The organism is Streptomyces sp. HUAS 15-9 (assembly GCF_025642155.1).
GTDB lineage: Bacteria > Actinomycetota > Actinomycetes > Streptomycetales > Streptomycetaceae > Streptomyces.
On sequence record NZ_CP106798.1, the window covers coordinates 3,024,521 to 3,049,745 of the forward strand.

17 protein-coding genes and 1 pseudogene are annotated in these 25,225 nt (G+C 66.5%); 2 read left to right on the forward strand and 16 right to left on the reverse strand.

The annotated features are described in order from the left end of the window. Window positions 1-3 precede the first annotated feature (3 nt). Window positions 4-918: a phosphotransferase enzyme family protein gene (locus tag N8I87_RS13870; RefSeq protein ID WP_263208764.1), complete on the reverse strand. Its 915-nt coding sequence runs from the start codon at window positions 916-918 to the stop codon at window positions 4-6. A gap of 242 nt (window positions 919-1,160) precedes the next feature. On the opposite strand from N8I87_RS13870, the gene N8I87_RS13875 reads away from it, so the two are divergent. Further along, on the forward strand, window positions 1,161-2,924 hold the full coding sequence (locus N8I87_RS13875) for an ATP-dependent nuclease (RefSeq protein WP_263208766.1): 1,764 nt from the start codon (window positions 1,161-1,163) through the stop codon (window positions 2,922-2,924). Window positions 2,925-3,382: 458 nt separating this feature from the next. On the opposite strand, the gene N8I87_RS13880 is transcribed toward N8I87_RS13875, so the two are convergent. Both N8I87_RS13880 and N8I87_RS13885 read right to left on the reverse strand, forming a co-directional pair. Then, the gene (locus N8I87_RS13880; RefSeq protein WP_263208767.1) at window positions 3,383-4,501 is read right to left on the reverse strand and encodes a pentapeptide repeat-containing protein; all 1,119 of its coding nucleotides are present in this window, start codon (window positions 4,499-4,501) and stop codon (window positions 3,383-3,385) included. A gap of 146 nt (window positions 4,502-4,647) precedes the next feature. Beyond that, window positions 4,648-4,794 (reverse strand): hypothetical protein, encoded by a 147-nt coding sequence (locus tag N8I87_RS13885; protein WP_263216979.1) that lies wholly within the window; start codon window positions 4,792-4,794, stop codon window positions 4,648-4,650. A 351-nt stretch (window positions 4,795-5,145) separates the two neighbouring features. On the opposite strand from N8I87_RS13885, the gene N8I87_RS13890 reads away from it, so the two are divergent. Next, the gene (locus N8I87_RS13890; protein ID WP_263208769.1) at window positions 5,146-5,478 is read left to right on the forward strand and encodes a hypothetical protein; all 333 of its coding nucleotides are present in this window, start codon (window positions 5,146-5,148) and stop codon (window positions 5,476-5,478) included. A gap of 616 nt (window positions 5,479-6,094) precedes the next feature. Here N8I87_RS13890 and N8I87_RS13895 read toward each other — a convergent pair. The 13 genes and pseudogenes from N8I87_RS13895 to N8I87_RS13955 all read right to left on the reverse strand — a co-directional run. Next, window positions 6,095-6,305: pseudogene (locus N8I87_RS13895) on the reverse strand (phosphomethylpyrimidine synthase ThiC); the annotation flags it as partial. A gap of 562 nt (window positions 6,306-6,867) precedes the next feature. After that, window positions 6,868-8,928, reverse strand: coding sequence for a restriction endonuclease (locus N8I87_RS13900; RefSeq protein ID WP_263216452.1), 2,061 nt, complete (start codon window positions 8,926-8,928; stop codon window positions 6,868-6,870). Window positions 8,929-9,394: 466 nt separating this feature from the next. Continuing rightward, window positions 9,395-11,374: a TIGR03960 family B12-binding radical SAM protein gene (locus tag N8I87_RS13905; RefSeq protein ID WP_263208771.1), complete on the reverse strand. Its 1,980-nt coding sequence runs from the start codon at window positions 11,372-11,374 to the stop codon at window positions 9,395-9,397. A gap of 71 nt (window positions 11,375-11,445) precedes the next feature. Next, on the reverse strand, window positions 11,446-12,966 hold the full coding sequence (locus N8I87_RS13910; RefSeq protein ID WP_263208773.1) for a CYTH and CHAD domain-containing protein: 1,521 nt from the start codon (window positions 12,964-12,966) through the stop codon (window positions 11,446-11,448). 169 nt (window positions 12,967-13,135) lie between these two features. Further along, window positions 13,136-14,335, reverse strand: a complete 1,200-nt coding sequence (gene rodA / locus N8I87_RS13915) for a rod shape-determining protein RodA (protein WP_263208775.1) — start codon at window positions 14,333-14,335, stop codon at window positions 13,136-13,138. Next, window positions 14,332-16,581 (reverse strand): penicillin-binding protein 2, encoded by a 2,250-nt coding sequence (gene mrdA / locus N8I87_RS13920; protein WP_263208777.1) that lies wholly within the window; start codon window positions 16,579-16,581, stop codon window positions 14,332-14,334. The genes rodA and mrdA overlap by 4 nt, the downstream gene beginning before the upstream one ends. A 135-nt stretch (window positions 16,582-16,716) precedes the next feature. Continuing rightward, on the reverse strand, window positions 16,717-17,394 hold the full coding sequence (mreD, locus tag N8I87_RS13925) for a rod shape-determining protein MreD (RefSeq protein ID WP_263208778.1): 678 nt from the start codon (window positions 17,392-17,394) through the stop codon (window positions 16,717-16,719). Between the two features lie 13 nt (window positions 17,395-17,407). Next, a complete protein-coding gene (gene mreC / locus N8I87_RS13930) occupies window positions 17,408-18,349 on the reverse strand; it encodes a rod shape-determining protein MreC (RefSeq protein ID WP_263208779.1) in 942 nt (313 codons plus the stop codon). Between the two features lie 116 nt (window positions 18,350-18,465). Continuing rightward, a complete protein-coding gene (locus N8I87_RS13935; RefSeq protein WP_099928866.1) occupies window positions 18,466-19,485 on the reverse strand; it encodes a rod shape-determining protein in 1,020 nt (339 codons plus the stop codon). Window positions 19,486-20,102: 617 nt separating this feature from the next. Then, window positions 20,103-20,516, reverse strand: a complete 414-nt coding sequence (gene ndk, locus N8I87_RS13940; RefSeq protein ID WP_263208781.1) for a nucleoside-diphosphate kinase — start codon at window positions 20,514-20,516, stop codon at window positions 20,103-20,105. Between the two features lie 64 nt (window positions 20,517-20,580). After that, window positions 20,581-20,940, reverse strand: a complete 360-nt coding sequence (locus tag N8I87_RS13945) for a DUF4233 domain-containing protein (RefSeq protein WP_263208782.1) — start codon at window positions 20,938-20,940, stop codon at window positions 20,581-20,583. A gap of 11 nt (window positions 20,941-20,951) precedes the next feature. After that, window positions 20,952-22,409: a bifunctional tetrahydrofolate synthase/dihydrofolate synthase gene (folC, locus tag N8I87_RS13950; protein WP_411577374.1), complete on the reverse strand. Its 1,458-nt coding sequence runs from the start codon at window positions 22,407-22,409 to the stop codon at window positions 20,952-20,954. A 155-nt stretch (window positions 22,410-22,564) separates the two neighbouring features. Then, window positions 22,565-25,189: a valine--tRNA ligase gene (locus N8I87_RS13955; RefSeq protein WP_263208784.1), complete on the reverse strand. Its 2,625-nt coding sequence runs from the start codon at window positions 25,187-25,189 to the stop codon at window positions 22,565-22,567. Window positions 25,190-25,225: the final 36 nt, after the last annotated feature.

The following is a 25,225-nucleotide window of genomic DNA, read 5'->3' on the forward strand; positions in this document are numbered from 1 at the left end:
CCGCTACCAGGGTCGCCAATCCCGAGGCGCGTCGTCGTTTCGCAGACCGGCGATGCGCCGGCGGTACTCCGCCGCGGTGTCCTCGTCCTCCTGCACGTTCTGCATGAGCCAGGTCGTCATCCCGAACTCTTGGATGCCCCGTAGCGTCGCGTACCCCGGCCAGTCGTACAGGTCTCGCCCATACGCGGCCACGAAGTCGGCGTACTGTTCGTCGGTCTGCCAACCAAGGCTGTGGTGCTCGACGGCCGTGACCATCAGGTCCCACTCCGGATGGTCGTAGCAGAAGGCCTCGAAGTCGATCAGTATCACGCGATCCTGATCGTCCACCATGAGGTTCTGCACATGGGCGTCCCCGTGCACCGGCCCCTTGGACGTCTCGAACTGCAACTCTGAGTACTTGTCTCGCAGCTCGCGCCACCGCTTCCGCAAGAAGGCCTTGTCGTCGTTCGGGATCACCGCCCGATCGAGCCGGAGCGCTTGCTTGTCGAAGGGGTCGAAAGAGGGCAGTGAAAGCCCTTCCGGCACGGTGAGCGAGTGCAGATCCCGCAGGACGCCACCCAGCTCCCCGTACGTCGCCTTGCGGTCACCCTCGGTGATCAGATGCCAGAAGGTCACGGGGTGGCCAGCGATCAACAACGGCTGCTCCACGTCCTCAACGATCCGAGCCGCCGGGAACCCTTCCTCCACTAGCCACCGCGACACGGCCACCTCGGTGCGGGCTTTGGACAGCCACTCTTCGCCCCGAGCCACGCGCACAATCACAGGCACGGATGCCAGCCGAAACAGCGCGTTCTCTCCGAGACGGATCAACTCCGCGCCTCTGTCGCCAAGTCCCGCAGCCCGGCACGCGGCGGCCATCACCCGCGAAGCCCCCGCCGATGTGAACCCTTCTTGCGTTCGAGCAGCGTCAACCGCCATGCCCGTACCAGCTCCCCTAGTCGCGCGCGATCAACCAGCGCACGCCTACGGGTGACCAACCCGACGCACGCCGGACACGACCTCGACCGTACCGTTCATCAGTCACCAAGGGGACCACGATCACGTCGCTATGTCGTACTCACACCGCCCCACGCCCATCAGTTAGAGCAAAACCCCCATTCTTCTCAACTCAAAGCGCATAATAGGCCGCACCATTGCCGCATACATCGCTTGGGGTCCAGATGGCATCATCGGAAAACCTCGCAGACGCTAAGCCATTCTCGGTAGCCATTAACGAGCTTGGCATTTCAGGAGGTCAGAAAATTAAATTGCCCACGCCTGGGATCACAGTTATCGTCGGACCGAACAACGTGGGGAAATCAACAATTCTACGCCAGGCCAATGCGCGCAGCGTCCAGGGATTCGCAGGAGGTGGATTCGCCGGAGAGCCGCTCCTTGTGGAATCCATGAATGTTTCCATAGATGGCAGCATTGAAGACATGCTTGAATGGCTCAGGAAGCATTCCAGCACCTCAATCACAGGTGACGGAACTGCCATTTTTCGTCGCCCTAATGCGAACGAGGTCAAAGAGCGAGACGTTCCTGCATACCTACAAATGCGAGGAGAGCGCGGACTTCAAGCACTCCATAGCCATTTCATTTTCTACGGTGACGCAACAAATAGAATCTCCTCGGTACAGCCCACGGAAATTCGCGACAGCATCGAAAACCCTCCGATGCACCCGCTTCACATACTGCAGGATAATAGCGACCTTTTTGATGAACTTAGCCAATTGTGCGTCAGGGTATTCAGGAAGTCACTGACTCTAGACGCAATCAGTAAGGCCATGAACATCCGTATAGGTACCGCAACAGTAGAAGCGCCACCCGTAAACAAACTATCCCCCGAATACTTGGATTCCTTGAAGATACTTCCCCGAATGGAAAATCAGGGGGATGGCATGCGCAGCTTTATCGGCCTACTCCTCCCTCTTCTCACATCCAGCTACCAAGTCGTACTTATCGATGAACCAGAGGCTTTTCTGCACCCTCCGCAAGCCGTCCAGCTCGGGCAGATACTCGGCGAACAGGTAACGTCAAGGGGTAGCCAAATTATCCTCGCAACCCACGACAAGAACATCCTAGCCGGCTTGCTTCAATCCGAGGCGGAAGTATCAATCGTGCGCCTTGATCGAAGGGACGAGGGAAACACGATAGCTCATCAACTAAGCGTCGAAAGTTTGAAGAAGGTCTGGACGGACCCAGTTCTCAGACACTCTAATGTCCTAGATGGCCTATTTCACAAGTTGGTCGTTTTGGCAGAAGGGGACCGCGACTGCACCTTCTTTTCCGCAGCCCTAGAACACCTCAGCGCTCAGCACCCCATTCCGGTTTCCCCTTCGGAAGTCTTGTTCGTCCCCTCAGGAGGAAAAGGAGGGCTACGCCTACTGATTGAAGTGCTTACTTCGGCCAAAGTGCCAACGATTGCTTCTCCAGATCTGGACGTCCTTGACGACAGAACTTTTCTGAGACGCCTGATCGAATCTCTCGGTGGCAGTTGGGACGAGTTCGAAAAGAACTATGACGTCGCCACAGCGCCGTTCCGGCAGCCTAGAGAGAAGGCCCGTGTTGCGCATGTCCTAAATTCACTAAACGAGGTCTTCCGAGACCGCACCGATGCGGTCTTTGATTCGGAGATCGCAGAAGAATTTCGTGCATTGACTCGCGCCCGAGAGAGCCCCTGGTCAGCATTGAAGTTGCACGGCGAAGGGGCATGGAACGGGAACCCTCAATCTGCCCTAGCGGCTCAGCACCTCTTGAACGACCTGGATAAGTTGGGGATTGTAGCCGTACGTGTGGGCGAACTAGAAAGGTTCGCTAACACGCTACCGGTAAAGAAGGGCTCAGAATGGGTTCCTGCCGCAATTGCAGCCGGATTTCACAAAGAGAGGGCCGCTCAGGAGCACGTGGAGAAGCTAGTACGATTTGGGCTAGGCGAGCTTTGATACCAATCGCAGCGGACAAGGCAATATGCTCGGATCATTACGCTGCCGGGAAGGGCGAGCGGCTTTCGGTACCACGGCGAAGGGCCGGGGCAGGATGGACCCCGGCCCTTCACTACCGCTCTGTGACGCGTTGGCTAATCATCGACCGGTGAGCCAACCCACCAGATCGTAGACAGCCAGACAGTAGGGATCGTGGACGTCCTTCCGCAAAGGCTCGATCTCCCGCAGCTCCAGCAGCATCGGCAGCACGGCTTGCACTCCTGTCGCGCCGGCGACAACTGAGCCTTCTTCGTCTCGAAGGGCAAGGTCGATACCGAACGGCGGAGTGTCCTGTGATGCAGGCGTGTCAAGGTAGAGGCGGCATGCCTCCTGGTCGAGAAGCAGGAAGCCACACAGGCGCAGCTCCGCTGGCTCGTCTGGCTACTCGAAGCCGGGGGCCTAAGCGCCAGGTCTGTTCCTCACGATTGTCGACGCGAGACGCGACCCCCTTTGACCTTCTCAAGCTCTTCGAAACTCATCCCTGGGGGAAGGTCATTGATCTCAGCCAGTACTGCAGCGGCGAGTTGTTCGATGCGCAAGCCTTCAGAGCAGGATAGATCCACGTCCTTCAGCACGGCATGCGCGAGATCAGCGTCATGGAACTCAGCCGATGTTAGTTGGGTGTGAAGGAAGGCAGCGTCCTGAAGGTTGGCTTCCCTCAGCCGAGCCCGCTCCATGTTGGCGTAAGAGAAGACGGCATTCCTGGCGTCGGCCTGCCATAGCGCGGTTTCTTCCATACCAGCCTGGTAGAAGATCGCGCCGCTGAGATGCGTGAAGGAGAAGTCGGCCTTGTGCAGTGCAGCGCCCTGGAAGACCGCATTCTGCAGAAAGGCTCGGGCGAAGTGAACTCGCTGCAAACGGGCATTCCTCAGGTCTACCTGATCGAGCTTGGCATCGCTCAAGTCCGCACCACGGAGATCTGTGTGACGAAGGTTGATGTATGTGGGGACGTCATCATGGATCGGTCGCCGCCCGAGGACAGTTAGCGCAGCCTGTACGTCCTCATCAGGTTTGACGTCCTTCTCATCAGAGCCCTCTTCATTCCCAGCAGCGGCACGCTGTCGGACAAAGGCTGCCAGCACTTCGACCACGGTTGCGTGATCTTTCTTGGAGTCTCTCATGATGCGTTCCAGTGCGTATATGCCGCCAAGTCGCTCCGTGAGGTTCTCCGACGCCAGGAGCTTGATTGCTTCAACGTATCTTTCCGTGACTTGGCCTTCACGAGTTAGTTCAGATTGTTCTTGATCACGGACTCTCGTATGCTCGAACTGCTCCTGCACCTGCTCGTATTGCCGCAGACCCAAGACATGGTTGCGGTGCGTGTAGTAGAGGGTGACAGCTGCTACCGCACCCACGCCGAGCGCAACGAGCATGGTGCGGAAGCCGGTGATGACGACGCCGTCGGCAGGCTGAAGGTCCTTGTTGCGGATGTGGGCGCCATCAACCCACCAGGGGCCGTGCCAGAGCAGCAGGACGTATCCGACGACTGCCACGGCAGAGAGCACGGTGAAGGCGATCCGCTTCATCTTCGGCTTCATGACGAGCAGCATCCCCCTTGCCTCTGTCATCCAGCCGCCGAACAGTGATGTTCAGAGCAGAAGTTGAGGTCAGGAGACACGGTGGTCTGCACTCCAGGTCGGGCTGCAAGTCCGGCCTGAGCCTACGGATCACCGGCAGGTGAGCCTCAATCTGCGAGCGGCAGGTAAACCCTCTTCCCGCTGGCCGCGAACTCCTTCGACTTCTGGAGCATCCCCTCGGCGATCTCCTCGGGAGACGCCCCCGCAGCGGCCGTACCGCCGAACCGCTCTGTGATGCTTTGGCTAATCTTCATCGAAGACAGCTTCAGACCAGAAACACTGCTTCGAGACGAGCTCACTTGGCGCCCCGACAGCCTACTGTCGCCCTGCCGTGTGGCAGCGTGACTACGTGTGTTACGAATTTGGCAGGAAGAGCCATTTCCTGTGCCAGTGAGGCTCTGACCTGCCGGTTTGTAGCGGGAGGTAGTAGTACTTGACGATGAAGCCCTCTCTCTGCCAGGCTCCTCGTGCGCAGTGGTGTATCCACACAAATCCCGTCCTCACAGATGACGGGATTTTTTGTTTCACAATCTCGCGCCCGATACGAAAGCCCCCGCACTCGCGGGGGCTTTTTGCGTTCCCGAGGAGAGTCTGAATTGGTTCCGATGCGCTCTGAAGCCCTGCCCTCGCTGCAGTCCCCCTTGCTGCTCGGAGCCGCGTTGCTGAGCACCACGCTCATCGTTGCGCTGTTGATCGTGCTGGTGATCGTCCGCAAGGCTCAGGCGGCAGACCTTCCCCAGGTCCTGAACGGCATCAGCAACATCATTCTGGCTTTGTCTGCGCTACTACCCTGGTCCAGGGGTCGGGCTTCGGCGGCAAGCAGCGTGACCAGCACGACGGCGCGCACCTCCACCCTTCACGTAGAGGGCACCTCGTCGGACGTCGACGGGCCCTTGGGTGCGCAGCAGCCATCGAGTGCCTCGGAGGGCTCTTCATGAACCGCCGTCGTCAGTATCAAGACCCCACCGGTGACGCTGCCTTACGGGAGGCTGCTGAGCAATCGCTAGGCGAGCAGCTCGTGGCCGTGCTGCACTCCTTGGACCTGAGCCAAGAACAACAGACCATCCTCTTGGGATACGTCATCTGTGGGCTCTCACGTCGCCAACTTGCACAGTTGGTCGGTCGTGGGGGATACCGGGAGGGGGTCGCCATGATCCGGCGCAGCTTGGTCAATCGGCTTGGGGATCGAACCCTCCTCCAGGAAGTCCGCGAGGCGTTGGCCGCGGACACCGAGGGTCATGCAGCAGAGACCGCCGAGATCCGAGATCTACTCACGCGGCTAGGACTACATCAGTTGATCGCCGGTGCCCCGTGCGCCCACTGCCAGAAGCCTGACGAGAGCCTCACAACTGGTCGGGCCGGCCGTTCCGGGCGGCCCAGAAAGTACTGTTCCAACCGCTGCAGGCAAGCTGCGCATCGTGTACGCGCATCAGCAGCGGGCTCCACAGTCGGCACCGAGGCTGAGGAGGGACTTGAGTGAGAAGGCGGCCCAGGTCCGTGCGTCCGACCCGCCAAGCAGACAGCCGGAAGCACAGACCAGTGGGGCGCGTAGTCTCACTCCGCGATCGGCAGGTACACCCGGTTCCCGCTCGCCGCGAACTCCTTCGACTTCTGGAGCATCCTCGGGAGACGCCCCCTCAGCCGCCGAACCGCCGAACTGCTTTGTGATGCTTTGGCTGATCTTCATCGACCAGAACTTCAGCCTGCACGAGCAGAAGTGGGCCGACGGAGCCGACCCCGCCGGATGCTTCTGGTCGAGGAACTCTCATGCACGTCGGTCGCGCTACGCCGACACCAATAGGCGCCGGGAGGTCAACGACGGTGTGGTACATCCAGCAAAACGTTGACTCCAGCGGTTCTGGTGCCACATCTCAGCTTGAGTACCGGGCAGCGGAAGCGCTCATATGGGCCCAACGATGCCGGGCCGGACACGAGTGAGCCCCCCTCTCGTGGCGAGAAGGGGGCTGAGGTCGCACCACTTGCGACCTACGACGGGCTTCAGACCCACTCCACCTCGGAGACGATCTGCGGGGCGCCCACAGGACTCGGCGCGCGGTGTCCGGAACGGGGCCGACGGCGCCGGCAGGTGAGGACGCGAAGCGCCGACCGCAGCCAGTACGGCTGCCACCTCGTCCTCGCTCACCCCCACCAGCGCCTCAACCACCCGATCGAGCGCCTCACCCACGTCAGTGCACGTGACCACTCGCAGCAGGCGTCGGCACCACGTTCTTGACCGTCAGAGGCAGCAACTTCTTCCAGGTCGGGCCGATTTGAATAGCCGTATCCATCTGCGGACACGCCCAGCAATACTCCCGACACCAGCGGGGCTACTCCACCTCGATGCCGTAGTCCTGGACGAGCTCCTCCAGGCCTCCTATGTAGCCCTTGCCGCCCAGCACGAAGTCCCAGTCGCCACTTGATCTCCGTCGGAAGGAACCAAGCACCAGCGCCGTTTCGCCGGCGCGGCCGTCGGAGACCTCAAGCCGGTCGAGGTCGTTCATCGAGGGGTCGAGCAAGCGGATACAGGCATCTGTGAAACCGGAAAGATCCGCGTCCGGATTGATCTCCGGATCCACGGCCGCGACCAGGACGAACCGATCAGCGGCTTGCGGCAGCGCGTCGAAGGAAACCCTGATCGCCGCTTTGTCCGGCGCCGAGGCCGTCACCGCTCGTACCGAACCGTCCGGGGTGTGCGGGTTGTTGAAGAAGACGAAGTGGTCATCGCTGAGGACCTGGTTGCCCCGGCAGACGAGTGCGCAGACGTCCAACGCGACGTTGCCGGACCACATCATGCCGAGCACGTTGTAGTCGTCAGCCGGGGTTGCCGGAGTGGACGGCTCGGGCTGCGCGGGAGCCGGTCGCCCGCCTTCTCCCAGACGTCCGCGGAGCCCGTGCCGGTGCAGCAGGTCAACGAGTTCACTGCCCGAGACCAGCTCCAGCGGCTTTCCGCGGGCGAATGTGTGCGAGCCTGGGCCGAAGCCCGATGTCGTCACCAGAACACCTTTGTTGGCGCCGACGTCCTGGACCGTGCCGTACAAGTCGCGTACCGCGGTGGGCGGCACGGTGTTGCGGTACCGCTTCACCTGGACGACGATCTTGCCGCCGCGGATCGGCGTCGGGTCCAGTGCGTCGACGTCCACACCGCCGTCGTTCGAACGCTGCGTCGTCACTGCCTGCATACCCATGGCGCGGAACAGGTCGGCCACGAGGGACTCGAAGGCGATCGGGTCGATGTCGTACAGGTCCGGTTCCTCGCCACCACCGCCATGGGTGACGACCTGGTTCCCGACCTCCTCGGGCTGCCTGCTCGGCCGCACTGAGGTGAGCTGGTCGGGACGGGTCGTGAGCTGTCCCCGAAGTGCTTCCGTCAGACAGCTGGTCGCGTCCACCTGCTCCAAGTGGAAGTCAGTGAAGGCTGCCCGCTGGGCCATGACAGTGGCCAGGAAGATATGGGACTGCCTGCCCGTCGCAGGGTCGGGGGCGTCCACGAAGCCGTTCAACGCGACCGAATCCAGAACTCGGTGCTCGTCCGCAGCGAAGACCTGGTGCAGAACCAGCAGCACGCTCTGCGCCAGCACCTCCCGGTACAGTGCACGGCGCTGCGTTACGGGACGCGCCGTCTCCTTGTCTTGGTCCTGCGCCGGTACGTACCTCACCGCCTTGGCCTCCGGCACGACGTCGTACCCGGGCAGCTCCCAGTTCAGCACCAACTGCCTAGCCGCCGGATCGAAGGCGGCCGCCAACTGCCGGGGGAAGCCTTCAGGCCAGGCAGTCGACGCGTAGAGGGCAGCGGAGAAGTACTCGACCACGAGTTCGGGGTCGCCCCGTCTGACACCTGCAGTCACCTCGGTGATGCCCGCGTTGTGGCGTTGCACCTCGGCTCTTTGCGCCTCGGCTCTTTGCTCGTAGTCCCGCTGGGAGGCGGCCAGTTGCTGCTGCCGCTGCGCCTCGGCTGCCTGCGCCTGGTGCCAGTCGTGCTCGAAGCGGGCCCGTGCCTCGGCCTCTGCCTGTGCACGCCGGTTCGCCGTCCAGCCGCCCTGTGCCCGGTACTCACTCTGATCCGGCATACGCACGGGCCACGCGAGCGGGCCCGGGTCGAACGGCGGGATGGCTTCCACCCGCATCAACGACGTCGCCCTGAAAGCCGGCGCCTGGCACCCTTCAGTCAGAAGTCCCTGCAAGCTCGCGACCTGCGCGTCCAGCTCCTCCGTCCGTCGCCTGGCCTCCGCCTGGCGGTACTCCCGATGTCCCTGAGCCGCACGTCGCTGGTGGTCCCGCGCCAGTCGAGCTTCCTCCCGGCGCCGCCTTTGCTCGGCCTCGATCTGGCGCTGATGCGCGCGCTGCGCCTCAGCCCACGTGTTGACGAAACCAGCAGAGCGACGACTCATGCGCTCAGGCCCTCCCCAGGACGTCGGCAGCGCCGACCAAACTTTGGTTGCCCCCGCAACCGGTTGTGACAAACCGACTTTATCCAGCAATCACCGGCCCGGACATCCACTTGCCGAGGGCGACTGAAATCGGCAGTCCGCGCAGGTCTCAGCGCCCGCATGGCACGGCGGTACCGTGTCCCGCGCTGCCTCCAGACGCACCCCAAAAGCGGTAGAGCCCCCTCCGAATCGGAGAGGGCTCACCAAGATCTTCAGCAGGCCTCATAGTGTCGCGGATCCTCAGACCCACTCCACCTCAGAGTGGATATCCGAGGCTCCCCTCGGCTCCGGCAGAGGCGTGTGAGGCGTAACCGGGCGCACCGGCCGTCGACGGTTCGATGGACCGATAGCAGCCAACACGGCGACCACCTCGTCCTCGCTCGCCCCCGCCAGCGCCTCAACCACCCGATCGAGTGCCTCGCTCACGTCAGTGCGCGTGACCACTCGAAGCGGGCGTCGGACCAACGTTCTTGACCGTCAGCGGAAGCAACTTCTTCCCGGTCGGGCCGATTTGTATGGCCGTATCCATCTGCGGGCACACCCCGCAATCGAAGCAAGGCGTCCAGCGGCAGTCCTCGACCTCCGTCTCGTCGAGGGCGTCCTGCCAGTCCTCCCAGAGCCAGTCCTTGTCGAGGCCGGAGTCGAGGTGGTCCCAGGGGAGGACCTCCTCGTAGGTGCGCTCGCGGGTGGTGTACCAGTCGACGTCGACGCCGAAGGGGGCGAGGGCCTTGTCGGCGCAGGCCATCCAGCGGTCGTACGAGAAGTGCTCGCGCCAGCCGTCGAAGCGGCCGCCGTCCTCGTAGACCGCGCGGATGACCGCGCCGATGCGACGGTCGCCGCGGGAGAGGAGGCCCTCGACGATGCCGGGCTTGCCGTCGTGGTAGCGGAAGCCGATCGAGCGGCCGTACTTCTTGTCGCCTCGGATCTTGTCCCGGAGCTTTTCGAGACGTGCGTCCGTCTCCTCCGCCGAGAGCTGCGGGGCCCACTGGAAGGGCGTGTGGGGCTTGGGGACGAAGCCGCCGATCGAGACCGTGCAGCGGATGTCGTTCGAGCGGGAGACCTCGCGGCCCTTGGCGATGACCTTCGTCGCCATGTCGGCGATCTGCAGGACGTCGTCGTCGGTCTCCGTCGGCAGGCCGCACATGAAGTACAGCTTCACCTGGCGCCAGCCGTTACCGTAGGCCGTCGCCACCGTACGGATGAGGTCCTCTTCCGAGACCATCTTGTTGATGATCTTGCGGATGCGTTCCGAGCCGCCCTCGGGGGCGAAGGTCAGGCCCGAGCGGCGGCCGTTGCGCGTCAGCTCGTTCGCCAGGTCGATGTTGAAGGCGTCGACGCGGGTGGAGGGGAGCGAGAGGCCGACCTTGTCCTCCTCGTAGCGGTCGGCCAGGCCCTTGGCGATGTCCCGGATCTCCGAGTGGTCGGCGGAGGACAGGGACAGGAGGCCGACCTCCTCGAAGCCCGTCGCCTTCAGGCCCTTCTCGACCATGTCACCGATGCCCGTGATCGAGCGCTCGCGCACCGGGCGGGTGATCATGCCCGCCTGGCAGAAGCGGCAGCCGCGGGTGCAGCCGCGGAAGATCTCCACCGACATGCGCTCATGGACCGTCTCGGCCAGGGGGACGAGGGGCTGCTTGGGGTACGGCCACTCGTCGAGGTCCATCACCGTGTGCTTGGACACGCGCCACGGGACGCCCGACTTGTTGGGGACCACCCGGGCGATACGGCCGTCGGCGAGGTACTCGACGTCGTAGAACGCCGGGATGTAGACGCCACCGGTGCGCGCCAGGCGGAAGAGGACCTCCTCGCGGCCGCCGGGGCGGCCCTCCGCCTTCCACTCGCGGATGATCGCGGTCATGTCCAGCACGGCCTGCTCGCCGTCGCCGATGATCGCCGCGTCGATGAAGTCGGCGATCGGTTCGGGGTTGAAGGCCGCGTGGCCGCCCGCCAGCACGATCGGGTCGTCCAGCCCCCGGTCCTTGGACTCCAGGGGAATGCCGGCCAGGTCCAGGGCCGTGAACATGTTCGTGTAGCCGAGCTCCGTGGAGAACGACAGGCCGAAGACGTCGAAGGCCTTCACCGGGCGGTGGCTGTCCACTGTGAACTGCGGGACGCCGTGCTCCCGCATCAGCGCCTCCAGGTCCGGCCACACGCTGTAGGTGCGCTCGGCGAGGACGCCCTCCTGCTCGTTCAGGACCTCGTAGAGGATCATGAGGCCCTGGTTGGGCAGGCCGACCTCGTACGCGTCCGGGTACATGAGCGACCAGCGCACGTCGCAGGACTCCCACGGCTTCACCGTGGAGTTCAGCTCCCCGCCGACGTACTGGATCGGCTTCTGCACATGCGGCAGCAGGGCTTCGAGCTGCGGGAACACAGACTCGGCGGTCTCGGCGGATTCGGCAGGCATCTCGTCGAACCTTCGTGAGCTGACAGGGGTGACCATCAAGCCTAACCCGCTCGGGGACCCGGCCCGTACGCTCAGGCGGCCGCTCGGGACCCCATCCCCTTCCAGGCCCCGGGCAGCTCTGCCTCCACGGCCGCCGCACCCTGCTCCTCCCGTCCGTACAGCAGCCCGTAGGTGAACGCGCTCTCTCCCGCCGCATGTGCCACGGCGGCCAGCTCGCGCAGGGTCTGTCGGGCCATGACGCTGTCCTGGTGGTCGCCGAGCAGGGTCTGCAGGGACTTCATGTCCTTGGTCAGGGCCGCGACCGGGTCACCGAGGGCGGGTGTGGCGGCCTCGGCGGCGTATCGGGCCCGCTTGGCCTTCTTACGGGCCTCGTGCAGCCCGAGGTCGCGATCGTGGCCGGGCTCGACGTCCAGCGCCTGCTCGACCAGGTCGGCGACCTTCGCGAAGCTCTTGCGCACGGCCTTGCCGATCACCTTCTCCGGCTTCCCGGCGGCCGCCTCCAGCAGGGGTGGGTCGGCGACCAGGGCGTCCAGGGTGTCGAGCAGCGTCAGATACCGCCGGGAGTCCAGGACGCCGATGACACGGCCGCGGGCTCCGCCGTGGCTGGCGCCGGCCCAGAGCCCGAGCCGCTCGTGGACGGGGCCGAAGACCAGTTCACCGGGCACCGCGTCGAGGGCGGCGGTCAGGCGCTCGGTGAGCACCTCGCGGTCGCGGTCCACGCCGAGCTCGGCCGCCAGCCACTTCAGCTCAACGCCGACCGGATCTGTGACGGTGCGGTCGAGGACCTTGCCGAAGGAGCGGAAGGTGCTGCGCATACGGCGGGTGGCGACCCGCATCTTGTGGACGGAGTCGGCCACGTCCCGGCGGACGGCGGGGTCGAGCTCGACGATCGCGTCCCGTTGGTCACGGACGTAGGCGAGGAGGTGGTCACCGGCGGTGACGGGTCTGGCGGGTTTGGCGGGCTTCTTCGGACCGCGGCGGGCCTTCTTGGCGGTGGGTGCGGTGTCGGCCAGTGCCCTGGCCAGCTTGGACGGCGACTTCGACGGCCGTACGCCTGCCTTGCGCAACCGTTTCTCCACCTTGTCGAGGACGACCGGGTCCACGCCCTCGGCGAGCTCGACCTCGATCTCGGTCCACTGGGCGGTGCCTCCGCCCTCGGTGAGCCGCTCGGCGGTCACCGCGTCGACGCTCGCCTCGGCGAGCAGCTTGCCGGCGGCGTCGACGAGGTGGCGCAGGTCGCGGGCGGAGCGGAGCCGGACGACGGGGACCAGCTCGGCGTCCCGGACCCGGGAGCGCACCAGCGCGGCCAGTTCCTCGGGCAGGGTGTCGGAGAGCGGGGCGTGGATCTCCTCGCGGACGCCTGGGGCCAGCGGGAACTTGAGGTGCCAGCCGGCGTCGGAGCCGCCGGTGCGGCGGCGCAGGGTTATGGAGGCGGCCGCCAGGCGTTCGTCGGCCGTGTCGTGGTAGGTGGCGTCCAGCTCGACAACGCCCTTGTCGAGGACGGCCGCCACCCCGCCGACGCCGGTCAGGTCGGGCAGCCCACTGTCGTCGGATTCGTACTTGCGCTCGATCTCGCGTTTCGCATCCGCCATGAATCGAATCTAGTGGCAGGCGGGCCGCGATGGCAGAGCGCACTCAGGGTGAATCACAGGCAAACTCCAGGAAATCAGGAGGACCGACGCCCGTCGCAAGAGGCACCGGGAAAGCCCGCAGCAAGGGGCCACCGGGAAAGTGGCCCCCGCCCACTCCACCTACGTCCCCCTACGCCGACATCGGCCGCTGCACCCGGATCGACTGCAGCAGCCCCACGGCCACCCACACCGCGAACATCGACGAGCCCCCGTACGACACGAACGGCAGTGGCAGGCCGGTGACCGGCATGATGCCGAGAGTCATGCCGATGTTCTCGAACGCCTGGAAGGCGAACCAGGCGACGATCCCGGCGGCGACGATCGTGCCGTACAGCTCGGTCGTCTCGCGGGCGATGCGGCAGGCGCGCCACAGGACGACGCCGAGGAGAAGGATTATCAGGCCCGCGCCGACGAAGCCCAGCTCCTCCCCCGCCACCGTGAAGACGAAGTCCGTCTGCTGTTCGGGGACGAACTGGCCGGTGGTCTGCGACCCGTGGAAGAGGCCCGCACCGGTCAGACCGCCCGAGCCGATCGCGATGCGGGCCTGGTTGGTGTTGTAGCCGACGCCCGCGGGGTCGAGGTCCGGGTTGGCGAAGGCCGCGAAGCGGTTGAGCTGGTAGTCGTCCAGGATGTGCAGCTGCCAGACGGCGATCGCGCCGAGCGCGCCCGTGCCGAGCAGGCCGAAGACCCAGCGGTTGGAGGCGCCGGAGGCGAGCAGCACGCCCAGGATGATGATCACCATGACCATGACCGAGCCGAGGTCGGGCATGAGCAGCACGATCAGGATCGGTACGGCGGCCAGGCCCAGGGCCTGCAGAACCGTGCGGTGGTCGGGGTACTTCTTGTCACCGGCGTCCACCCGGGCCGCCAGTATCATCGCCATCCCCAGGATGATCGTGATCTTCACGAACTCCGAGGGCTGGAGCGAGAAGCCGCCGCCGAGCACGATCCAAGAGTGCGCGCCGTTGACGGTCGAGCCGAGCGGTGTGAGCACCAGCAGGATGCCGAACACCGAGATGCCGTAGAGGATCGGCACGGCCGTGCGCAGGGTGCGGTGGCCGAGCCAGAGCGTGCCGACCATCAGGGCGAGCCCGATGCCGGTGTTCATGACGTGCCGGAGCAGGAAGTAGTACGGGTCGCCCTGGTTGATCTCGGTGCGGTTGCGGGTCGCGGAGTACACCAGCAGCGAGCCGAGCAGGGACAGGGCGAGCGACGCCAGCAGTATCGGCCAGTCCAGGCGGCGGGCCAGCGAGTCGCGGGCGAAGAGCCGGGTCCAGCCGGCGCGCGCGGGGCCGTATCCGGAGACGGAGAAGCTGTTCGCGCCGGTCATGTGAGCGTCCTCCGGCTTCCTCCGCGGCGACGGCGCCTGCGGGTGTTGCTGTTGCCGGTCTCCGGCGAGGCGGTGGTCGCGGCGGGCAGCGACGCGTCCGGTGAGGGCGATCCCGACGGGGTGGCCTGGATGTCCTTGGCCGGGTCCTTGGACATCTTCGGGGACTTGATCGTGCCGTCGGTGCGGACCTTCGGGAGGTTCTTCTCCGGCGTGGGCAGCAGGGCCTTCTTGTTGTCGACGGAGCCGTCCGGCTGGACGCCGTACATCGCGCTGTAGATGTTGCGCACGGCCTCACCGGAGGCGCCGGAACCCGTACCGGCCTGGGCAATGGTCATGATGACCGTGTAGTCCTTGGAGTAGGTGGCCAGCCAGGACGTGGTCTGCTTGCCGTAGACCTCGGCGGTACCGGTCTTGGCGTGCAGGGCGATCTTGTCCTGCGGCCAGCCGCCGAACTTCCAGGCGGCGGTACCGCGGGTGATGACGCCCGCGAAGGCGTCGTTCATGCCCTTGAGGGTGGCCTTGCCGACCGGCAGCCTGCCGGATTTCCTGGGCTTGATCTCCTGGACAGACCTGCCGTCGGCGCTGATGACCGCCTTGCCGATGGTCGGGTGGTACATGGTGCCGCCGTTGGCCACGGCGCCGTAGATCACGGCCTCCTGGATCGGCGTGACGAGGGTGTCGCCCTGGCCGATGGAGTAGTTGATCTCGTCACCCTCGCGCATCTTGTTGCCTTCGAGGCAGTTCTCGTACGCGATCTTCTCGACGTACGAGCCGTCCTTCTTGCCGGACTTGCACCAGGCGTCCTTGTTGGCCTTCCAGTAGTTGAGCTTCCACTGGCGGTCCGGGACACGGCCGGTGACCTCGTTGGGCAGGTCGACGCCGGTCTCCTTGCCGAGGCCGAACTGGTGGGCGGTCTTGAAGAACCAGTCCTTGGGCTGGCCCTTCTTGGGGTTGATGCCGCCGTCCCTCTTCCACTCGCGGTCGGCGAGGCCGTAGAAGACGGTGTCGCAGGAGACCTCCAGCGCCCGGCCGAGCGAGATCGGGCCGAAGTTCTCACCCTCGAAGTTCTTGAAGACCTGGCCGCCGACAGAGTACGAACTGGTGCACGGATAGCCGCCGTCCCACACGTAACCGGCCTGGACCGCGGCGGCCGTGGAGACCACCTTGAACGTCGAACCCGGCGCCGCCTGACCCTGTATGGCCCTGTTGAGCAGCGGGTAGTCCGAGTTCTTGCCGGTGAGCTTCTTGTAGTCCTTGGCGGAGATGCCGCCGACCCAGACGTTCGGGTCGTAGTTGGGCGCGGACGCCATGGCGACGATCCGGCCGGTCTTGGCCTCCATCACGACGACGGCGCCGGAGTCGGCCTTGTAGTTCTCCTGGGTGATCTTGTCCCACTGCTGGCGGGCCTTCTTCATCGCCACGTTCAGCTCGTACTCGGCGACCCGCTGGACGCGGGAGTCGATGCTGGTGACCAGGTTGGAGCCGGGCTCGGCGGCGTCCGCCTTGGCCTTGCCGATGACCCGGCCGAGGTTGTCGACCTCGTAGCGGGTGACGCCGGCCTTGCCGCGCAGTTCCTTGTCGTACTGGCGCTCAAGGCCGCTGCGGCCGACCATGTCGGAGCGCAGATACGGCGAGTCGGTGTCCTTGGCCTGCTGGATCTCGTCGTCGGTGACCGGGGAGAGATAGCCGAGGACCTGCGCGGTGTTGGACTTGCCGGGGGCCGGGTAGCGGCGCACGGCCTCCGGCTCGGCGGTGATGCCGGGGAAGTCCTCGGAGCGCTCGCGGATCTGCAGGGCCTGCTTGGCGGTGGCCTCGTCGGTGATCGGGATCGGCTGGTACGGCGAGCCGTTCCAGCACGGCTGCGGGGTCTTGGCGTCGCACAGCCGGACCTTCTGCATGATCTCCTCGGGATCCATACCGAGGACCCCGGCCAGCTTGGTGAGCACCCCCTTGCCGTCGTCCTTCTGCTTGAGCAGGTCGGTACGGGACGCGGAGACCACCAGACGGGTCTCGTTGTCGGCGATCGGGACCCCGCGCGCGTCCAGGATCGAGCCGCGCACGGCGGGCTGGACGACCTGCTGGACGTGGTTGCCGGACGCTTCCTTGGCGTAGGCGGCGCCCTCCCGGATCTGCAGGTACCACAGACGGCCGCCGAGGGTGCCGAGCAGGGAGAGGACGAGGATCTGGATCACGACGAGCCGGATCTGGACCCGTTGGGTCCGTCCGGTCTCCGGAATGTTAGTCATGGGCGAAGCCCATTCCTTCAAGGGTGGTGGTGGGAGACGGGTGGGCGTTGGTCACTGTGGCTGCCTCCCCCTCTCAGTGTGTACGAGTCATATACGACGAACCTGTGCGACCGCCCCCGGCCAACTGGCGTGTCCTCACAGCCGCTTGACCCCCTTGATGCGGCCGACGCGGGTGGTGCGGGTACGGGCCTTGGTCTTGAGGCTGCCGAGGCCGCCGCGCTGGCCGCCGATGCGCAGGCCCGTGCCGGAGGAGAGCCAGCCGGAGGAGAGGTCGGTGGCCTTGGTGCCGGAACCGCTCTCCGAGAGCGGGTCGTTCTCGGCGCGGCGGGCCAGGGCCATGATCCCGGGGACGACGAACGGCGCGAGCAGCAGGTCGTACACGGCGGCCGTGAGCAGCAGGCTGGCCAGGCCGACATGGCGGGCGGCGGTGTCGCCGACGAGGGCGCCCACGCCCGCGTACAGCATGGTCGAGCCGATCGCCGCGGCGACCACCACGACCATGGGGCCGGTGGCCGACTTGAGCCGGCCGTTCTCCGGCTTGATGAGCCCCGCGCCGTAGCCGATGACGCACAGCACCAGGGCGTAGCGGCCGGCGGCGTGGTCGGCGGGTGGGGCGAGGTCGGCGAGCAGTCCGGCGCCGAAGCCGACGAGGGCGCCGCCCACATGGCCGTACACCATGGCCAGGCCCAGGACGGTGAGCAGCAGTATGTCGGGCACGGCACCGGGGAGGTGGAGCCGGGACAGCACGCTCACCTGGACGACCAGGGCGACGACCACAAGGGCGGAGGAGAGCAGGATCCGGTTGACACGCATGGGGATTCAGCTCCTACTGCTGTTGCTCGTCGGTGGCGGTCGCGTCGGCGGACGGGGTGACGGTGACGGTCACCGTCGGGGTGGGGGTCGGCTTGGGCTTGGCCGGGAGCACCTCGTCGCGCGGGTCCTTCTTCGGGGCCTCGACGACGACGCCGACGATGTCGAGCTTGGTGAAGCCGACGAACGGCGTGACGTAGAGGGTACGGGTCAGGCCGCCGCCGGAGGGGTCGACCTTGGAGACGACGCCGACCGGGACGCCGGGCACGAAGGGCTTGTCGGCCTGGGAGCCGAAGGTGATGAGCCGGTCGCCCTTCTTCACCTCCGCCTTGCCGTTGAGGAGTTCGACGCGCAGCGGGCGGTCGCCCTGTCCGGAGGCGAAGCCGAGCTCGTCGCTGCCCTCCATACGGGTGCCGACGGTGAAGTCGGGGTCGTTGGCGAGCAACACCGTGGAGGCGTCCGGGCCGACGGTGGTGACGCGCCCGACGAGGCCGTCGCCGTTGAGCACGGTCATGTCCCGTTTGATGCCGTCGTTGGCGCCGACGTCGATGGTGATGGTCCAGGAGAAGCCCTGGGCCGCCCCTATGGCGATGACCTGGGCGCCCTTGATGCCGTACTGACCCTCGCCGGCCATCTTCAGCATCTTGTCGAGCTGCCCCAGGCGGCTGCGGTTGCGGTCGTCGCTGCCGAGCTTCGCCTTGAGGGCCGCGTTCTCCTTCTCCAGTTTCGCCAGCCGGTCGTGCCGTTCACCCGAGTTGCGGATGGCGGAGACGGCGTTGCCGACGGGATCGACCGCCGACGACACCCCGTTCTCGATCGGACCGAAGACCGCGGCCGCGGCCTGTCGGGCACCGTCGACCGGGGAGTTCTGGCCGCCGCGGATATCCACCGTGATCAGCGCGAACGCGATGGCGATCAACAGCACCAGGAGCAGCCGGCTCTCTTTCGTGTCCCTCACGTGCGGCGGCCGTGCCCTTCCTCATTGGAATGGAGTTTGTGGGAGCTAATGCCTCTATATCAACGATCCGCCGTACGAGAGGAGATCATCTCGTACGGCGGAATCGAAGAGTTACGTCATCTGCGCGGCTGGGCGTCCAGCACCTGCTGGAGCGCCTCGAACTCCTCGACGCACTTGCCGGAGCCGAGCGCGACGCTGTCCAGCGGGTCCTCGGCGATATGGATCGGCATGCCGGTCTCGCGGCGCAGCCGCTCGTCGAGACCGCGCAGCAGGGCGCCGCCGCCGGTCAGAACGATTCCTCGGTCCATGATGTCGCCGGACAGCTCCGGCGGACACTTGTCGAGCGTCGTCTTGACGGCGTCGACGATCGCGTTGACCGGCTCCTCGATCGCCTTGCGGACCTCGGCGGCCGAGATGACCACGGTCTTCGGCAGTCCGGACACCAGGTCCCGGCCGCGGATCTCGGTGTGCTGGTCGTCGTCGAGGTCGTACGCCGAACCGATCGTGATCTTGATCTGTTCGGCCGTCCGCTCACCGAGGAGGAGCGAGTACTCCTTCTTGATGTGCTGGATGATCGCGTTGTCGAGTTCGTCGCCCGCGACGCGGATGGACTGGGCGGTGACGATGCCGCCGAGCGAGATGACCGCGACCTCCGTGGTGCCGCCGCCGATGTCCACCACCATGTTGCCCGTGGCCTCGTGGACCGGCAGGCCTGAGCCGATGGCCGCGGCCATGGGCTCCTCGATGATGTGCACCTGGCGGGCGCCGGCCTGGGACGACGCCTCGATGACGGCGCGGCGCTCGACGCCGGTGATGCCGGAGGGCACGCAGACGACGACGCGCGGCCTGGCGAGATACCGCCGCTTGTGGATCTTCAGAATGAAGTAGCGCAGCATCCGCTCGGTGATCTCGAAGTCGGCGATGACGCCGTCCTTGAGCGGCCGTACGGCAACGATGTTGCCGGGGGTCCGCCCGATCATCTTCTTCGCTTCCGCGCCGACCGCCAGGATGCCACCGGTGTTGGTGTTGATCGCGACGACGGACGGCTCGTTGAGTACGATCCCGCGACCCCTGACGTACACCAGCGTGTTGGCGGTCCCGAGGTCGACAGCCATGTCACGGCCGATGAACGACATTGAGTTCCCCATCAGGATTCGTCTGGCCTTCCCACGAGCTTTTGAGGGCTTTTCAGGTAGGCGAGGTGGGTGCTGTGACGTGAAGGCTTCCATCGTAGACGCGCCTGCACGAACACTGCGCGAGGGTCTTCGCCATTGTCAGCATGCGGTGCGCCGCCTCGCTTCTGGAGACGGCCCAACGGGGGCACTCGTTCCCCCGATCGCCACGCATATGCCAATCGACGGCTGAAAACGTACGCCCGCCGCAGGTCAGCCGGGCCGACCGAACTGACACGCCATCAAAAAAATCCACGAAAATTTGCCGCCCCGACCCGCCGGAAACCGCTCCCCGCAGGCCTTCACCGAGGCCCACGGCAATGTGCCCGCAACACAACGGACCACACCCATCCCGACCACCCGGCGCAAAAGCCACCCCGCCCCACGGCCCCGCCACACCAAGTCCCCGACTCGCCAAGCCGACCGCCCCGCCGGACAATGCGCACCCACAACCACGGGACGACGCCCGTCGAGGCGGCCGACCCTTCGGACCGCGAACCACCAGGCGACCCGGATCCGCAGGCTGCCGCCCGCAGCCGGACGGTCCAGGGAGTGAGTCAGTGCCGGCGGGCCCCGGAGGGTTACGCGTGGCCGGGGAAGAAGATCTTGACCTCTCGTTCCGCCGACTCCTCCGAGTCGGAGGCGTGGATCAGGTTCTCGCGGACGATGACGCCGTAGTCGCCGCGGATGGAGCCGGGCGCCGCGGCGATCGGGTCGGTGGGGCCGGCCAGGGCGCGCAGGCCCTCGATGACGCGCTCGCCCTCGACGATCAGCGCGACCACCGGGCCGGAGGCCATGAACTCGACGAGGGGCTCGTAGAACGGCTTGCCCTTGTGCTCACCGTAGTGCTGCTCCAGCGTTTCCTGGTCCAGCGTGCGCAGCTCCAGCGCGGTGATCTGCCAGCCGGCCTTCCGCTCGATACGGCTGATGATCTCGCCGGTCAGGCCGCGACGAACGGCGTCGGGCTTGAGGAGGACGAGGGTGCGCTGGGTCACGGGAAGGCTCCTTCTGACTGACGTGTGCGGTGGGACGAGGTTACAGGGCGTGTCCGGGCACCTGTTACGCAGCGTCAGGTGTAGTGGGCGACCCGGCCTGCGCAGCGAAGCGGGCCTTCGCCTCGTCGATCTTTCTTCCGTAGTGCACGGAAGCCCACCACAGCGCCGCGAACAGCACCCCCATGAAGTACATCGTGGGGACGAACACCCCGGAGGCGATCAGCGCGAGCTGGAGGCCCCAGCCGAGGGCCACCCCGCCGGGGCGCGTCACCACACCGCACAGGACCACGCACAGGAACATCGCGATCCCGCTGACCGTCCACACCGTGGTCGTCGACAGGTCCGGGTCCTTCATCGCCACAAGCCCGGCGAAGCCGATGACGAAGAGCTCGCCGATCAGGGTCGAGGAGCAGAGCGTACGCATGATTCTCCTCCTCAGCCCTTGCCCAGCAGCAGACGGGCCTCGCCCACCGTGATGACCGATCCGGTGACCAGCACACCGCCGCCCGCGAACTCGCCCTCCTCCTCGGCCAGCGTGATCGCGGCCTCCAGGGCGTCGGGCAGCCGCGGCTCGACCTGCACCCGATCCTCGCCGAACACCTCGACGGCGACCGCGGCCAGCTCGTCCGCGTCCATCGCACGGTGACTGGAGTTCTGCGTGACGACGATCTCCGCGAAGATCGGTTCGAAGGCCTCCAGGAGCCCGCGCACGTTCTTGTCGCCGCTCGCGCCCACGACCCCGATCAGCCGGCTGAAGTCGAAGGCCTCGCCGATCGCCTCGGCCGTCGCCCGCGCGCCCGCCGGGTTGTGCGCGGCGTCCAGGACGATCGTCGGCGAGTGCCGTACGACCTCCAGGCGGCCGGGCGAGGAGACCGCGGCGAAGGCCTTGCGGACGGTGTCGATGTCCAGCGACTCGGCGTGCTGCGCGCCGACGCCGAAGAACGCCTCCACCGCGGCGAGCGCCACGGCCGCGTTGTGCGCCTGGTGGGCGCCGTGCAGCGGGAGGTACACCTCGGGGTACTCGCCGCCCAGGCCACGCAGGGTGAGGAGCTGGCCGCCCACGGCGATCCGGCGGTCCACCACGCCGAACTCCAGGCCCTCCCGGGCCACCGTCGCGTCGACCTCGACCGCCTTCTTCAGCAGCACCTGCGCCGCGTCCACCGGCTGCTGGGCCAGGATGACCGTCGCGTCCTGCTTGACGATGCCGGCCTTCTCCGCGGCGATCTCGGCGGGGGTCTCGCCGAGCCGGTCCGTGTGGTCCAGGTCGATGGGGGTGACCACGGCGACGTCGCCGTCGATCACGTTCGTCGCGTCCCAGCTGCCGCCCATCCCGACCTCGACCACGGCCACGTCGATGGGCGCGTCCGCGAACGCGGCGTACGCCATGCCGGTGAGCACCTCGAAGAACGAGAGCCGGAACTCCTGCAGGGCGTCGACCATCTCGATGTACGGCTTGATGTCCTGGTACGTCTCGATGAACCGCTCGGCGGAGATCGGCGCGCCGTCCAGGCTGATGCGCTCGGTGACCGACTGCACGTGCGGGGACGTGTAGCGGCCGGTACGCAGCTCGAAGGCGCCGAGGAGGGCCTCGATCATGCGCGCCGTGGACGTCTTGCCGTTCGTGCCGGTGATGTGGATCGAGGGGTACGACCGCTGCGGATCCCCCAGCACGTCCATGAGCGCGGCGATGCGGCTGACGGACGGCTCCAGCTTGGTCTCGCCCCAGCGGGTGGCGAGCTCGGCCTCGACCTCGCGCAGGGCCTTGTCGACCTCGGGGTCCTCGGGCCTCGCGGGTACGTCCGCCTGCGTCTGCCCGCCCTGCGTGCGCAGGGTGCGGCTGCCGGCCTCGATCACCGCGAGGTCCGGATCGCGGTCGGTCTCCGCCGCGATCATCTCGTCGAAGGAGTCGAGGGGGTCGGGCTGGTCGTTGGTGCCGGGCGCTTCGCTCACGACACCAGTCTACGGAGCGGCACGGACAGACATGGGCGAAGGCCCCCGGTGCCGTGTGGCTCCGGGGGCCTTCGGTGTCGTACGGACCGTACGGGCGCTTACGCCGGGGGCAGCTTGTCCAGCTGGGCCTGGATCCGCGTGATGTCCTCGTCGGCCTTGGCGAGCCGCGTGCGGATCTTGTCCACGACCTGGTCCGGGGCCTTGGCGAGGAACGCCTCGTTGCCGAGCTTGGCCGTGGCCTGGGCCTTCTCCTTCTCGGCGGCGGCCAGGTCCTTGGCGAGGCGCTTGCGCTCCGCGGCCACGTCGATGGTGCCGGAGAGGTCGAGGGCGACCTCGGCGCCGGCCACCGGCAGGGTGGCCGTGGCCGTGAAGGACTCGCCCTCCGGCTGCAGGCGCAGCAGCTGACGGATGGCCGCCTCGTGCGGGGCGAGCGCCGTGCCGTCCAGGGTGAGGCGGGCCGGGACGCGCTGGCCGGGCTGCAGTCCCTGGTCGGCGCGGAAGCGGCGGACCTCGGTGATGACGGACTGGAGGGTCTCGATCTCCCGCTCGGCCGCCTTGTCGCGGAAGCCGCTGTCGGCGGGCCATTCGGCGATGACGAGCGACTCACCGCCGGTGAGGGTGGTCCAGAGGGTCTCGGTGACGAACGGGACGACCGGGTGCAGCAGCTTCAGCGTGACGTCGAGGACTTCGCCGAGGACGCGCTTGGAGACCTCGGCGGCCTCGCCGCCCGCCTGGAACGTCGTCTTGGACAGCTCGACATACCAGTCGAAGACCTCGTCCCACGCGAAGTGGAAGAGGGCGTCGGAGAGCTTCGCGAACTGGAAGTCCTCGTAGAACGCGTCGACTTCGGCGACGACGGAGTTGAGGCGGGAGAGGATCCAGCGGTCGGTGGCGGACATCTTCGCCGGGTCCGGCAGCGGGCCGTCCACCGTCGCGCCGTTCATCAGCGCGAAGCGGGTGGCGTTCCAGATCTTGTTGGCGAAGTTGCGGGAGCCCTGGACCCAGTCCTCGCCGATCGGGACGTCGACGCCCGGGTTGGCGCCGCGCGCGAGGGTGAAGCGGAGCGCGTCGGAGCCGTACTTGTCCATCCAGTCCAGCGGGTTGACCGCGTTGCCGAAGGACTTCGACATCTTCTTGCCGAACTGGTCGCGGACCATGCCGTGCAGGGCGATGGTGTGGAACGGCGGGGTGCCGTCCATCGCGTACAGGCCGAACATCATCATCCGGGCGACCCAGAAGAAGAGAATGTCGTAGCCGGTGACCAGGACGGAGTTCGGGTAGAACTTCGCGAGCGACTCGGTCTGCTCGGGCCAGCCGAGGGTGGAGAAGGGCCACAGGCCGGAGGAGAACCAGGTGTCGAGGACGTCGGTGTCCTGACGCCAGCCCTCGCCGCTGGGCGGCTGCTCGTCGGGGCCGACGCAGACGACCTCCCCGTCCGGGCCGTACCAGACCGGGATCCGATGCCCCCACCACAACTGCCGCGAGATGCACCAGTCGTGGAGGTTGTCGACCCAGTCGAAGTAGCGCTTCTCCATCTCCTGGGGGTGGATCTTGACCTTGCCGTCGCGGACCGCGTCACTGGCGGCCTTGGCGAGCGGGCCGACCTTGACCCACCACTGCATGGACAGGCGCGGCTCGATGGTGGTCTTGCAGCGTGAGCAGTGGCCGACGGAGTGGACGTACGGCCGCTTCTCGGCGACGATCCGGCCCTCGGCGCGCAGCGCGGCGACGATCGCCGAGCGGGCCTCCAGGCGGTCCAGGCCCTGGAAGGGGCCGTGGGCGGTGATGACGGCGTGCTCGTCCATGATCGTGATGGACGGCAGATCGTGCCGCTGGCCGATCTCGAAGTCGTTCGGGTCGTGCGCCGGGGTGACCTTGACGGCGCCGGTGCCGAACTCGGGGTCGACGTGCGTGTCGGCGACGACCGGGATGGAACGGTCGGTCAGCGGGAGCTTGATGAGCTTGCCGACGAGGTGCTTGTAGCGCTCGTCCTCGGGGTGAACGGCGACGGCGGTGTCACCGAGCATCGTCTCGGCGCGGGTGGTGGCGACGACGATGGCGTCGTCCCCGTCGCCGTACTTCATGGAGACGAGTTCGCCGTCGTCGTCCTGGTACTCGACCTCGATGTCCGAGATGGCCGTCAGACAGCGGGGGCACCAGTTGATGATGCGCTCGGCGCGGTAGATCAGCTCGTCGTCGTAGAGCCGCTTGAAGATGGTCTGGACGGCCTGGGACAGGCCCTCGTCCATGGTGAACCGCTCGCGCGACCAGGCGACGCCGTCGCCGAGGCGCCGCATCTGTCCGCTGATCTGCCCGCCGGACTCGGCCTTCCACTGCCAGACGCGCTCGACGAAGGCGTCCCGCCCGAGGTCGTGCCGGGACTTTCCTTCCTTGCCGAGTTCACGCTCGACGACGTTCTGCGTGGCGATGCCGGCGTGGTCCATGCCGGGCTGCCACAGCGTCTCGTGCCCCTGCATGCGCTTGCGGCGCGTCAGTGCATCGATGAGCGTGTGCTCGAAGGCGTGCCCGAGGTGCAGGCTGCCGGTGACGTTCGGCGGCGGGATGACGACGGTGTACGCGGGCTTGTCGCTCTTCGCGTCCGCCTCGAAGTAACCCCGCTCCACCCAGCGCTCGTACAGCGGCCCCTCTACATCGGCCGGCGCGTACTGGGTCGGCAGTTCGGAGTCGGGCGCTGGTGGCTGCTGCTGAGCGTTCTCGGTCACGGGGGTCAGTTTAGAGGTGTCACGACCCAGTCCCGA

Coding starts and splice junctions, on each gene's coding strand:
- N8I87_RS13870 (WP_263208764.1), bottom strand. CDS start 918: ATGGCGGTTGACGCTGCTCGAACGCAAGAAGGGTTCACATCGGCGGGG.
- N8I87_RS13875 (WP_263208766.1), top strand. CDS start 1,161: ATGGCATCATCGGAAAACCTCGCAGACGCTAAGCCATTCTCGGTAGCC.
- N8I87_RS13880 (WP_263208767.1), bottom strand. CDS start 4,501: ATGAAGCCGAAGATGAAGCGGATCGCCTTCACCGTGCTCTCTGCCGTG.
- N8I87_RS13885 (WP_263216979.1), bottom strand. CDS start 4,794: ATGAAGATTAGCCAAAGCATCACAGAGCGGTTCGGCGGTACGGCCGCT.
- N8I87_RS13890 (WP_263208769.1), top strand. CDS start 5,146: ATGCGCTCTGAAGCCCTGCCCTCGCTGCAGTCCCCCTTGCTGCTCGGA.
- N8I87_RS13900 (WP_263216452.1), bottom strand. CDS start 8,928: ATGAGTCGTCGCTCTGCTGGTTTCGTCAACACGTGGGCTGAGGCGCAG.
- N8I87_RS13905 (WP_263208771.1), bottom strand. CDS start 11,374: ATGCCTGCCGAATCCGCCGAGACCGCCGAGTCTGTGTTCCCGCAGCTC.
- N8I87_RS13910 (WP_263208773.1), bottom strand. CDS start 12,966: ATGGCGGATGCGAAACGCGAGATCGAGCGCAAGTACGAATCCGACGAC.
- rodA (WP_263208775.1), bottom strand. CDS start 14,335: ATGACCGGCGCGAACAGCTTCTCCGTCTCCGGATACGGCCCCGCGCGC.
- mrdA (WP_263208777.1), bottom strand. CDS start 16,581: ATGACTAACATTCCGGAGACCGGACGGACCCAACGGGTCCAGATCCGG.
- mreD (WP_263208778.1), bottom strand. CDS start 17,394: ATGCGTGTCAACCGGATCCTGCTCTCCTCCGCCCTTGTGGTCGTCGCC.
- N8I87_RS13935 (WP_099928866.1), bottom strand. CDS start 19,485: ATGTCGTTCATCGGCCGTGACATGGCTGTCGACCTCGGGACCGCCAAC.
- N8I87_RS13945 (WP_263208782.1), bottom strand. CDS start 20,940: ATGCGTACGCTCTGCTCCTCGACCCTGATCGGCGAGCTCTTCGTCATC.
- folC (WP_411577374.1), bottom strand. CDS start 22,409: ATGATCGCGGCGGAGACCGACCGCGATCCGGACCTCGCGGTGATCGAG.